We start from the raw sequence: 12,750 nt of genomic DNA on the forward strand, positions 1-12,750 counted from the left end.
CAATTTTTCAGTTTTCCACATAAATTTCGATTGTATTATACCAAGATGTTGGATGTGTCAGAAATGAATGAAGGTAATGTAATATATTTTAAATTATCTGCCGCCGCTTAACTGCGGAATCTTTAATTCATTCTAAGCCAAAGTTCTGTGTTTATTTTTTCTTTAATTAATCACTTTTTAACAGATAATTTTATCTAAAATATTGAATTAGTTATTTTAAATTTTTTTAAAAAAAATACTAGTAAAAATTAAAAATTATCGTTATATTGCGCCGCCCATTTAGATTGAAAATAATATTTTAATTGAGACCAATAATAATGCCATCTTCAAGTTCTTCAGAATACGATCATTTGTCAACACCAGCATTTAATGCACGCTACAAGTTATTAGCTGGTTTTATAAAAATACACCAAGAGATGATTGATTCGGCGTATACAAAAATTCATCAAGAATTTCTAAGCAGTACTGAAAATAATTTTTCTGATTTTATAAAAAAAGACAATCCTAAGATTCAATCAGAATACAACAAAATTTGGGGGATTTATGAAAGATTTAAGGATGAAAATAAAAATGATGTCAATAAAATTACAGAAAATATTTTTGCGCTGAATATTAATGAAAATGAAAGTGAGGAAAGTGTCGATAGTGAAGTGAGTATTGAAAGTGTAGGTAGTATACAAGACACTAACAATATTGAAAGTGAAGAGGGTTTAGAAAGTATAGAAAGTATTAACGATGATTCTACATTGGATAGAAAATCATTATTACATAAAGCGGCGTTAGAAGAAGATCTGCCACTGATTAAATTTCTGGTAGTGACAGGACATGCTATCAATCTGCAAGATGCGCAACATAAAACAGCTTTATACGATGCTTGCTCACAATTAAAAATTGCATCGGCGAATATCTTACTGGATATGGGTGCCGATCCGAATCTTGGCAATAGCCATATAAAATATAAATACATATCCAAAGAAACGCACACCGAGCAAGAGTTGCGTGGCAGCAGAGTTCCTTTAGTGGCGGTTATTAAAAGCACGGCGACAGTCACTGCGGCGAAACTTACTACAACTTCATTAACAGGAGAAGATTTTTCAAATCTAAGCGATGAACAAGCAACAAAACAAGCAGCAGCCAAACTTGTAGAAAAATTGATTGCAAAAGCTGCGGATGTCAACCTGAAAACGGGTAAAAAAGAATTCCCAGCATTACATCGCGCAGTTGATAAGAAAAAACTTTTAATTATTAAGGAAATTATTAAATCAGGTAAAACTAACTTTGAGTTGGTTGATCAAGGTGGGGAAACCGCTTTACACATGGTGGCTGATTATCGAACGAGTGATGATAAAGAACATGAACAATCAGAGATGCAAGAAGAAAAAGAAATCGCTGAGGTACTTGTTCAACACGTTGAAGCCCTCGATATAAAGGAACATTTGGGTGGCAATACGCCCTTACATACAGCGGTTATACGCAGTAACCTGGATGTTGTGAAAGCCATTTATAAAGAAGATTATCGTTTTTTTTCTCACCAAAAAATCTTAAGCATACCAAATAAAGATGGTAATACACCGCTACACGAAGCGCTTAAAGAAGCACAGCGAGGACCTAAAATTTTAGCGTTTTTACTGAGTGTTGCGACAAAAGATGATTTAGCCATTGTTAATAATAAAGGTGAAACAGTAAGCCAAATGACTGATCGTTTATTGCAAGAAGCAGACAGCGTCAAATCCTTAACTGACGAAATAAATGCAGCAGCAGAGGCTCTGGAGCTGATTTTAGATGATAACTCCTTATCGAATGAGAATATAATACCTGCATCTGCAGAAATCGAGGAATTACATACAGCAATCAGTAATTTAAGGGATAATGATTCTTTTGAGAACAAAGAATCCGATGATTTAGGTGGTGGCTTATCTAAGAACGCAGATGATTTGTTTAGTGCTTTAGAAAACTACAAGAAAAGTCCTGGTTTGTCGGTAAAGGATGCAAATAATTTACTTAAAAAGATAAACAAGCTAACTGCTGATACTGAAATAGAATTTTTTCATGAAAATTATCTCAATTCATTAGAAAATGTTAAACAGCAGAACTATTTCGCTTGGAAAGCGGAACAATTACGCCTGCCCAGCAGTTTTCCAGATCTAAGACCTATAGATCCTAACTTAGTATCTCGGCATCCAGATCAAACTTATATCCTTGCAGAACAGTGGTATGAACATGGACTTCAAGCGTATCACAATCGAAATTATCCAACGGCCATAACTAGCTTAGAAAAATCGGTAAACTTCTTCAAACCACGTTATTCTAGACACCGTGCACTCGCTTTTGCTCATGATACATTAGCCAGTGCATATTTAGCTGCAAATAATAATATTAATGTACAAAACAACCAAATACTCTTTGATGATAATAATGCAAATGCACAAGTAAATTTAGAAGAAGCTATCAAAATTTATCTTCCTTTGAAAGAATATCAATTTCTCGAATCCGTTTATCAAAACTTAGCGAAAATCTATGTTAAAGATGAGTATAGTATTGCTCGCTTCGAAGAAATTAATCGCAAAAAGTTGTCATTAGATAATCAAGAGCAATTACAAGGACATTTGGCATTAGCCGGTCTTTATAAACAACTTGGAGAGCAAGCATTTGTATCCGCTTCTTTTTCAATGCAGGATTTATGGACACGCGAATCTTATCATTATCATCAAGCTTATAAACTAAGCCAAGGCAAGCTAGATAATTCCGCACATGTGGTTTTACAGCGTGAAATCGGCATCGCTAACGATGAGAATTTAGGCACGTATAATATTCAGCAATGTGTGGCGGTGGTGGCGTTTGATCCAGTTACGAAAAAGGTGGTTTTGTCGCATTTTGATAAAGCGTCTGGACCCGCAAGTTTTATTCAGCAACTTGCCAATGAATTTCCAGGACCAGCGCCCATCGATCTGTATATCAGTGGTGGCAGGGATCGTGTGACTCCCGCTTCAACTATTATTCCAAGTAAAGTATCCGATAACAATATTGATTTTGTTTTAAAACAAATACACTTAAAAAATAGTGAAGATTCGATAGATGGCAATCCTGAAAATGGTCGATTTAAGATAAAAGCCTGTGATATAGGTGATAAGCCATCCCCAGAAGGCATTGTCTTTGATGTGCAAGCGCAAGCGCAACGTTTAGTCCATGCTACGCCTAATCTTGATGATACTAGTCTTGAATCAAGAGCGGTTAACTTTATATTGCAAAAAAGCAAAGCAGATTATGTATGTCCATTAAACCCGGTCGATTTTACTAAAAGCGAAACTGAAAGAACGATAAGCTTTTCTTCTGCAGAACAGCAGCAAATACGCGATAAAACGGCAGAGTATACTCAGTATTATTCTTACGGAACCGAGGGAAAAACTTGGCAACATGATCAATTACTTTACCCCTTAATGACAGTGAATAACGAGATAGACAGAGTAACTCGTCAAGACTTTGACCAAGGTTTGCTAACTGACTATTTAACTCACTACAGGAACTCTCTGCAGGGTGCCCCATTAAGAACGAATACGCTTCAGGTAGCTGATGATGATGAGGAAAATTTTAATCAATGGTTGCTATGTCTTGGAAATAGACGTAGACGCGAGGCCGGTCCTTGTACATTAGATAGTGAACATTTGCTTGAAGGCATGCGTAAGTTACCTGAAAGCAAACAAGCTGAATTTTTAGAACAGGTGTCTAAGCGTAAGGTGGGAGGCGCTAAGCAGGAAGAAATAGCGACCTTGGTGCATAATCAAGAAACTACGAATCATCTAAAAAAAGTGGGCAGTATTTCTGCAAAGCTACTGGATGGATTATTTTATGATGACGCCATAATGGGCTTGTCGAAAGGTGATCCTTCTCAGGCTATGCAGCTGGGTGGTTTTAAAGCACTAAGCTATGGATTAGGAAAAGCATCCGCAAGGATGGATGCTACAGGACTTGATTTGATAGCGGAAGGAAAGACGATTCCAGGTAATTTATTGCGTGCGGGAGGCCCTGTTGTACGGCGTGGTACATCCATATTAATTGGATTTGATTTGTATAAGCAAGCCAGCGAATTGCAAAAAGATAGTAATAATACCGATGCGCTGGTAGGTGTGGTCAGTGATGGTATCCAAATAGGAACTGATTTGGTTACCGGTGGTATAGAAGTCGCTGAGATCACTTCTGAAAGAATTGCGTTGATGGGTATTTCTGAAGTAACGGGACCTGTAGGCGAAGCCGTGGTGGGTATCGTCATCCTAGGGGATAGAATCTATGAAGATGTAGAAAAAGTCGACCAAGAAAATCATTTAGTTCATTTAACGGTTTTGGAAAGGATTGAGGAAGGTGGATTAGCATTTGCCGGCTTTGAATCACGAACGTATCTCAAAAAAATGTTTGATGAAGTCAACGAATACAAGCGCATCTTACCCAAGCGATTCGAATTTTTAAAAAATCATCCCGAAGTTAAATATATTATATTTCCTGCCATTGAGAAGACGAATCTAAATTGTAACGGAGTGAGGGAAGAAGAATCCTGTACGGCAGGCGGGCCTATGTTCGCGTCACGGTGTTCGACTAGAAAGGTCGGATGCGATCCTATCTTTGCTGAAATTGAGAATAACTCCGCTGATTTCTCAGCGCCGCGATCAGGTTTTAAAGTGACCAGAGAAATAATTGTTGCACCTGCTGGAAGTCAACTGCTTTGTGTCCCTACCGCGGAGGATGGGGATGAACTTCCTACCGAAGCGGCTTTTTTCTGCGAGAATGCAATCGGACTCGAACGTAGTGCTACTAACAATGGAACAATTGCTTTATTCCAGTTAGGTGTAGGAATGGATGGTGTGATTGGCTTTCCCGAATTAATTAATGCGTTTATGATCAATAATGGTGCTAAATACTATCGAGGGGGTAAAAAAGATGATCAGTTTTTTCTACAAGCTACAGAAGTAATTAGTGCGATAGATGCAAAGACATTCGCGAGCGGTTTAGATGGAGCAGAGGGTAGCGATAGCTTACTCCTACAGGAGTTTAAGCCCTCTGCAGATAAAATAATGGTTGATTTCGCTAACGGAAATTTACGGTATAACAATAAAACTCTGGCTATCACGCGCATAGAAAAACTCTTCGGAGGCGCTGTGCCGTTAGACATAACGGCGGCTTGTGATACCGAAGAGATTCATTTAAGAAATGGGGCGATAGTTCAACAGACGAATACCTTGTTAATTCCGCAAAGTAGTTGTGCTTATGGTTTTGCAACCTATTTACAAGCGCCTGTTACTCTTAATGTCAATATTGAAGCAGAAGCTGGAAATTTTCCTTATTATATTTTACCAGGCAAAGGAAATATGGCCGTTAACTCAACCGCAGAAGGTAAGTCTAATGCGGAACAGGAAATTATTTTTAAATTGCCGATTTCCGATGTAATGTCTATTCAAGCTTCGATGACATCGACTGCGTTAAATTTAACCCTCAATGCTGAAGATAAGGCGGAGGCGTTTAAATTTGAATTACATACCAATTTGTTTAATAGGACGCGCATTTATTTCATGGATGCTGAACTGAGAGTTGGTTATAAAAATTTATATCTTTTTCCAATTTTAGGAAAGCCTAATCCAAGTACCGCTGCAATCATGGATAAATATGCGCCTATTGCGAGTCGTTTAAATCTTATTTGTAGTTTAATGACTGAAAACAATGAGCAAATTGTTATTGGCCATAATGGACATGAAGTCATGCAAAATAATCCTAGAGCATTTCGAACACATCTGAATGGCAATGGTGGTGAAGGAGTTTTTGTTATTCAATCAGGAATGCCAAGCTTAAGACGCTCGCATTTACCGATCCCTGAAACGGTAGTTTATCGTCGTCCAGAAGATACGCGCATCGATACACTCGATTTCCGCCCCTTAGTGGAGCAAATTCAAGCGGGTAATTCGACCGCTAAATTAGTTATTATTCCACCGAATGCTCAGAATCATCTAGGCGATGATTTATTATTGTTACTTGGCATTGCTGCAGCACCCCCCAGTCAACGATTGATCGAAGTGGCTACGGTGCGTTTAAAAGATGCGCGCTTGGATCATTGGTATAAACACTATTTACATATTCTTTTAAATGATAATTTACCGCAGCAGATAGCCGGTCGGCACGCGCACCTGTATTTAAAACCAATGCCTTTAGAATTTGCTGCGCAGTATGAAATGGCCAGTGTCGGTGTCAAGGATGTCGAAGAAAATATCGATGTTATTATTCCGCGACCCTACGAAGCCAATGCTTTTTTCCACCATAATAAAACTAATTTAGTATGGACGAATAGGCTGAGTAATCGCACTAAAGAGGTTGAACCCTTTTCGCTAATAGTAAAGAAATTTTTCGAAGAACCTAAGTTGCAGACGTTGGTATTAAAGTTTACCGATCAGGAAATAGCATTAAATAATAAATTAACAGAACTTAAGGCAGCCGAAGATTTTAAATCGGTAAAAAATGCTCATCTTGCTCGCTTGCGCGCAGAATCCTTATCGATTATACATCCTGAGCAACTTTTACCTAAAGCAGCTCAAAATGTGACTGAGATTAGTGTAGCTCAGGATCATTACTCGAGTAATGATATTAATGCGACTTCTATTGAGTCAGAAGAGCATATGCCTGTTTATTCGCGTGAGGAAACGAGTGGGATTGATAGGATTAGACTGCGTCGTTCTGCTGCAAAGGATTCTGATTTTGGCGGTACTTCAGATGCAACGCGTTTACGGAATTGGGTGCATTATCCACGATTAATCGCAGAAAATATGTTGCGTACAACAGGAGAAATTTTTACAATGCTTCGATCAAATATTCACAATCTCAGTTCTTACTTACCAGATATAAACTTTTCTGGTAATCCAGACTCACTTAATGAAGCTTCCATTTTAGGAAATAAAACTTCCATAGTTCACCCCATTGCTATTCAAGAATATGTAGTTAATGCTCAGGATGTGCCATTAAAAACATGTTTTCCTTTAAAATTAGTGGATCCCGAACAAGGATCTATTGATGGAGTAAGTTGTCGCATTCCTAATGCAAAGATTAATTTCTTCCATAACACTTTTGATCCCGCACCTTTTGAACAGCCTGAAGATAGTTTTACTAATTGTCACCCCACCGAATGGTATGACCGACCCGCAGTTATTTGTGAAGGAGAAAAAACTACGGCTATTGTTATCCCACATTTACCACATCGTATTTTTGATCCGCTTGATAGCTGGTTGATGCTAGGACAACTAACTATAGCAATGCTTAACCAATTTTTTTCCAAACCAGTGAATGAGACTCGATATCAATTAGTGGAAGAGTTTTCCTTGAAAATATCATTCTTATTGGAGATAAAATTAACAGCGGCGAAGCTGAAATTAAAAAGCTTGCAAAAACAAAAAGAAGTAAGTATGAAAGAATTAAATTGGATTTCACTACAGTTAGAAGACCGACAAGAAGAGTTTGAACAATTCCGAAAACTTAATCGGATAACAAATCATGAAGTAACAGAATTTACAGAGAACTTATTTGCTTTGCAAGAAATGTTGGATGAAGTAGAAGAGATGCCCACGCATACCTCTTCCAATTTCGCACAAAAAGACAATGACGTATTTGCGCGTGCAGCTAACGGAAATTACTCAAGTCATTTCTTTGGGTTAACGCGGCCTTCTGGTTTCTTTGAGGGTGCCGCGAATCAAATTAATACGGTAAAAAGGTTAATTTCAGCGTCTGTATCATAAAGGCGCTGGGATTCATTTAACGAGTATGCGTATAATTGCTGAAATATTCAGTTGGATGTGTTATGCAAATCAATCGAGCGCGCTTTATTACTTTAGAGGGCATTGAGGGCGTAGGAAAGTCAACGCAACTTAAATTTATCGCCGATTATTTGCAGCAAGCGGGAATCGCGCTGACCGTTACGCGTGAGCCGGGAGGTACGGAAGTCGCAGAAGCCATACGTGCTTTAGTGTTACAATCCGATTTTTCACCGGAAACTATTATTCCTGAATCCGAGCTATTATTATTTTTTGCGGCACGTGCGCAACATATCCACTATGTCATTAAACCGGCCTTGCAACGCGGTGATTGGGTACTCTGTGATCGATTTACTGAAACCAGTTATGCTTACCAAGGCGGCGGTAGAGGCATTGATTTGGCCTTTATTCGTAGTTTGCAGTTATGGGTACAACAAGATTTAAAAGTGGATGCCGTTTTATTACTCGATGCACCGGTCGATATTGCCTTACGTCGTACACAACGTCGAAAAACCTCAGACCGTATTGAAGCCGAGAAACAAGATTTCTTTACGCGCGCACGGGCCAGTTATCTCGAGCGCTCCAAACAAATGGCGGATTGTTATCATGTGATTGATGCCAGTCGTTCATTAAAGGATGTACAAAAACAAATTAAGCAGGTGTTGGAGCAACTAGTCGCATTATGGGTAAAATCAGATGAATAATTATTCAGCGCCTTTACCCTGGCAAGCGCAACAATGGCAGCAGCTGTATCACTGTCATCAAGAAGGCCGATTAGCGCATGCTTTATTGCTGGTAGGACAAGCGGGTTTGGGTAAAACCTTATTTGCAGCAAATTTTGCTAAAACCTTACTCTGTAAACAGCCAGTGCAGCAAATAGCGTGCGGCCGTTGTCGTGATTGTGTGTTAGTGGCCGCGGCAACCCATCCCGATTTGTGTTGGCTTGCTACAGAAAAATCCAGTCAGGGCATTAAAATTGATCAAGTACGCGCGGTGATAGAAAAATTAAATCACACCAGTCAAGCAAGCTACAAAATTATTGTAATTAATCCAGCGGATAGCTTATTGCTGGCAGCGAGCCATGCTTTATTAAAAAGTTTAGAAGAACCGAGTGAACGAACCTTATTTATTTTATTGACTGAAAAAATTGAGTGCTTATTACCCACTATTCGTAGTCGTTGCCAAGTGATTCGCTTTGCGACGCCAGAAAAATCGCTGGCGACGACTTGGTTAGCGCAGCAACTTCCAGCGTCAACACCTATCGATAAGCTTTATCGTTTATCCGCCGGTGCGCCATTACTTGCATTGAGCTATGCCCAGCAAAATTATTATTCATTTTATACCGACTTGTTGGCCTCATTAGCGCAATTATTCAATCAAGAACTGGATCCCGTCCACTGTGCAGCACAGTATGTGAAAAGTGATACGCGGCAATTATTATCGACGCTATTGAATGTCATCAGCGAATTGCTTAAATGCCAGTTACTGAACGGATATTTAGCGATAGAGGGTGCGTTATCGCATTTAGCCGCGCGCATGTCGACGGATTTTTTGTTGCAGTATTTTGATAGCTTATTGGCATTACAAGCGCATACCGCTAAAATCAGCTTGAACTTACCCTTAATGTTAGAAGATCTGTTTTCTCGTTGGGCTTTACAAGGTAAATCATGTTAGTTGACTCACATTGTCATTTGGATCGATTGGATCTGGATTATTTTAAAAAAGACCTAAGTGCCTGTCTGGAGTTTGCTAGAGAGCAAGGTGTGATACACTTTCTTTGTGTCTGTATTGATTTAGCCAATTTTCCGGCCGTATTAACGATTGCTGAGCAATTTACCGATGTTTCCGCGTCTGTCGGCGTGCATCCTACCGAACAAGTCGCTCAAGAAGCGACATTCGAAGAATTAACTAAGCTTGCAAAACATCCTAAAGTGGTGGCTATCGGCGAGACGGGTTTGGATTATTACCGTGAAAATACCGAAAAGGAATGTCAACAACAACGATTTCGGCAACATATTCGTGCGGCTATTGCGGTGAATAAGCCATTGATTGTGCATACTCGAGCAGCGCGCACCGATACGTTGCGTATTTTAATAGAAGAGGATGCGCAGCAGGTGGGCGGTGTACTGCATTGTTTTACGGAAGATCTAGATATGGCTGAGGCCGCTATTGAAGAAAATTTTTATATATCTTTTTCTGGAATTATAACGTTTAAAAATGCTGTTGAGTTAAAAGCTATTGCGCAAACATTACCTTTGGAACGCCTGTTAATTGAAACAGATTCACCTTATTTAGCACCGCAACCATTTCGCGGTAAACCTAATCAACCGGCTTACGTGCGTTACGTTGCCGAATATTTAGCTGAATTGCGTGATTGTTCGTTAGAAGATATTGCCAATCAAACCACCACTAATTTTTTTACTTTATTTAAACAAGCACAACATAACTAGTCAGTGGATAGACGTTAACTTTTTAAAGAGAGACGTTTTAAATAATGCGCGTATTATTTTTCTGTGTATTGCTTGTTAGCTGTAGTCTATGTATGGCGGAAAGCGCTAGCGAACGAGCAACCGCTGCAAATTTTAATTCGATACAGACCCAACCGAAAAAATTAAGCCGTTTTTTGCATGACATGCCGAAAGGAGGTGATTTGCATAATCATCTGGGTGGTGTGAGTATGGCGGAGAATATGTTGCGTTATGCGCAACAGGATGCTTTGTGTGTCAATAGTCATAATTTTAGCGTACACAGCGATCGCCGTTGTCCAAAGCAACTGAGCATTGCGCAGATACAACAATTCCCAATTTTATACAATCAATTGATTGACGCCTGGTCGATGCGTCATTTTCGTCCGGGGAAAGAAACAGGACATGATCATTTTTTTGCGACGTTTATAAAATATTTGCCTATTTTGATGAAACATCGTGCCGAGATGGTGAATGAGGCAGTGGAAAGGGCGTGTCGAGAAAATTTAATCTATCTGGAACTGATGATTATGCCAGATGATGATAAATCCGGATTATTAGGAAGTCAGATTGCTTGGGATGATAATTTAGTCAGCTTGCGCGAAAAACTTTTAAAATCAGGGGTTCTTCCTATTGTAAGGGATATTTCTAAGCAATTAGATAGCTATCAAAAACCATTGCAATCATTTTTAAACGGGCCTGGAAAGCAGCTGTGTCCAGATTTTAAACTGCGTTATTTATATCAAGTATTACGTGAGCAGCCGCGCACACAAGTTTTTGCACAATTATTAACCGGTTTTGAAGCGGCAAACCGTGATCCACGTATTGTTGGCATTAATCTCGTGCAAGCGGAAGATGGAAAAATATCCATGCGCGACTATTCCTTGCAGATGCGCATGATAGGATTTTTACATCAACACTATCCCAAGGTTAAGATTAGTTTGCATGCGGGCGAATTGGTTCCTGGTTTGGTGCCGATGAGTGGTTTACGCTTTCATATCCGTGAAGCCATACAGAGTGCGCATGCTAATCGAATTGGTCATGGTGTGGACATTCGTTATGAGGATCACGCTTTACAGTTATTGCAAGAAATGGCTAAAAAACAAATATTAGTTGAAATTAATCTCAGTAGTAACGCAGCCATACTCAATGTTAAAGGTCAACAACATCCGATCTTACTGTATAGGCAGTATCATGTACCCGTCGCGTTATCGACGGATGATGAAGGGGTTTTAAGAACTAATCTGACCGAGCAATTCAAGATTGCGGTAACAAATTATCATTTTTCTTATTTGACCTTAAAACAATTAGCCCGTAACAGTATCCATTATAGTTTTTTACCCGGAGCGAGTTTATGGCAAGATGTCCATTATCAACATCCGGTTTTATCCTGTAAAAATAGTTTAAGCAGCGGCCAGTTGTCTTCGAGTTGCCAAGATTTCTTAGCGAGCAACGAAAAAGCGAATAGCGAATGGCAATTGGAACAACAATTTTTAAAATTCGAACAGCAATTTATTCAGCATCGATGTTAATTAGCGCTAATTAAATGTTTAGATTGAAAAAAAGATGGCGTAAGCGATGCCGCCAAATAAAGTCCATTTAATTAAATAATAAGTGGGTTTGTTCCATTTTTTAATGCGTTTGCCGATGCGACGAATAAAATAAACATATTTAAAGATGCGATTCACAGCGCCGGTCTGATCCGATGCATCATTTGGCGCAGCCGCAGCGCTCATCAAGTAACGCCCTACTAAATAATTAAATTGCTGTGCCCAACGATATTTTAAAGGTCGTTCAATATCACAAAATAAAATCAGTCGGTTTTGACCACTGGTGTTTTCTGCATAATGAATATAGGTTTCATCAAAGATGACATCTTTACCATCCCGCCAACTATAATGCGTGCCGTCGACATTAATATAACAACGATCATCATTCGGTGTCATGAGTCCTAAATGATAGCGTAATGAGCCCGCATAGGGATCGCGGTGACGAGGTAAACGACTTTTATCGGGTAATTCAGCAAACATGGCGGCTTTAATTGAAGGTAGTGTTTTTAGTAACGCCGTGGTTTTCGGGCAGTGGATTGCTGCGGAGGGATGGTGGCTGTTATACCATTTTAGATAAAAACGTTTCCAACCGGTTCTGAAAAAAGAATTAAATCCGGCATCATCATACTTTTCGGACGCTTTAACATGCTGTTGAGCTAAAAGATGCATACCTTCTTCGCGTATCAGCTGCCAATTTTTTCGCAAAATTTCTAATTCAGGAAAATTTTCCAGTTTTAGATAGGGTGTATTAGGCAGCGCCGAAAAGCAGTACATAAACACATTCAGCGGCGCGAAAAAAGTCGAATGATCGGAAAGCTGGCGCCAAAATGGATAACGCTGTTTTCCGCGACGATGAATGTAAAAAACACATCCAGCAAATAAAATAACAATGATGTATTTCATTAAAGACATCTTAGCCTATTCATAACAGTATGTTATTGTATAAATCTGTCAATA

Annotated in this window: 6 protein-coding genes; 5 read left to right on the plus strand and 1 reads right to left on the minus strand. The window is 39.2% G+C overall.

Going from position 1 to position 12,750, the window contains the following annotated elements; genetic code table 11:
- Window positions 1-317: 317 nt before the first annotated feature.
- The 5 genes from AAHI99_RS03550 to AAHI99_RS03570 all read left to right on the plus strand — a co-directional run bounded on the left by AAHI99_RS03550 (window position 318) and on the right by AAHI99_RS03570 (window position 11,775).
- Window positions 318-7,763, plus strand: a complete 7,446-nt coding sequence (locus tag AAHI99_RS03550; protein ID WP_342228290.1) for an ankyrin repeat domain-containing protein — start codon at window positions 318-320, stop codon at window positions 7,761-7,763.
- A gap of 62 nt (window positions 7,764-7,825) precedes the next feature.
- Window positions 7,826-8,482 (plus strand): dTMP kinase, encoded by a 657-nt coding sequence (tmk, locus tag AAHI99_RS03555; RefSeq protein WP_342228291.1) that lies wholly within the window; start codon window positions 7,826-7,828, stop codon window positions 8,480-8,482.
- Window positions 8,475-9,452 carry a DNA polymerase III subunit delta' gene (gene holB, locus AAHI99_RS03560; RefSeq protein WP_342228292.1) on the plus strand — a complete coding sequence of 326 codons (978 nt, stop codon included), beginning with the start codon at window positions 8,475-8,477 and terminating at the stop codon, window positions 9,450-9,452. The genes tmk and holB overlap by 8 nt, the downstream gene beginning before the upstream one ends.
- On the plus strand, window positions 9,446-10,228 hold the full coding sequence (locus AAHI99_RS03565) for a TatD family hydrolase (RefSeq protein WP_342228293.1): 783 nt from the start codon (window positions 9,446-9,448) through the stop codon (window positions 10,226-10,228). The genes holB and AAHI99_RS03565 overlap by 7 nt, the downstream gene beginning before the upstream one ends.
- 44 nt (window positions 10,229-10,272) lie before the next feature.
- Window positions 10,273-11,775 carry an adenosine deaminase gene (locus tag AAHI99_RS03570; RefSeq protein WP_342228294.1) on the plus strand — a complete coding sequence of 501 codons (1,503 nt, stop codon included), beginning with the start codon at window positions 10,273-10,275 and terminating at the stop codon, window positions 11,773-11,775.
- Between the two features lie 18 nt (window positions 11,776-11,793).
- On the opposite strand, the gene lpxO is transcribed toward AAHI99_RS03570, so the two are convergent.
- Entirely contained in the window at window positions 11,794-12,696 is a 903-nt protein-coding gene (lpxO, locus tag AAHI99_RS03575) for a lipid A hydroxylase LpxO (protein WP_342228295.1), read from the minus strand.
- Window positions 12,697-12,750: the final 54 nt, after the last annotated feature.

Origin of the sequence: Rickettsiella endosymbiont of Rhagonycha lignosa (assembly GCF_964031165.1) — a bacterium.
Taxonomy (GTDB): domain Bacteria; phylum Pseudomonadota; class Gammaproteobacteria; order Diplorickettsiales; family Diplorickettsiaceae; genus Aquirickettsiella.

Bases quoted from the DNA above. Each gene is read 5' to 3' on its own strand.
- AAHI99_RS03565 (WP_342228293.1), top strand. From the start codon at position 9,446: ATGTTAGTTGACTCACATTGTCATTTGGATCGATTGGATCTGGATTAT.
- tmk (WP_342228291.1), top strand. From the start codon at position 7,826: ATGCAAATCAATCGAGCGCGCTTTATTACTTTAGAGGGCATTGAGGGC.
- AAHI99_RS03570 (WP_342228294.1), top strand. From the start codon at position 10,273: ATGCGCGTATTATTTTTCTGTGTATTGCTTGTTAGCTGTAGTCTATGT.
- lpxO (WP_342228295.1), bottom strand. From the start codon at position 12,696: ATGAAATACATCATTGTTATTTTATTTGCTGGATGTGTTTTTTACATT.
- holB (WP_342228292.1), top strand. From the start codon at position 8,475: ATGAATAATTATTCAGCGCCTTTACCCTGGCAAGCGCAACAATGGCAG.
- AAHI99_RS03550 (WP_342228290.1), top strand. From the start codon at position 318: ATGCCATCTTCAAGTTCTTCAGAATACGATCATTTGTCAACACCAGCA.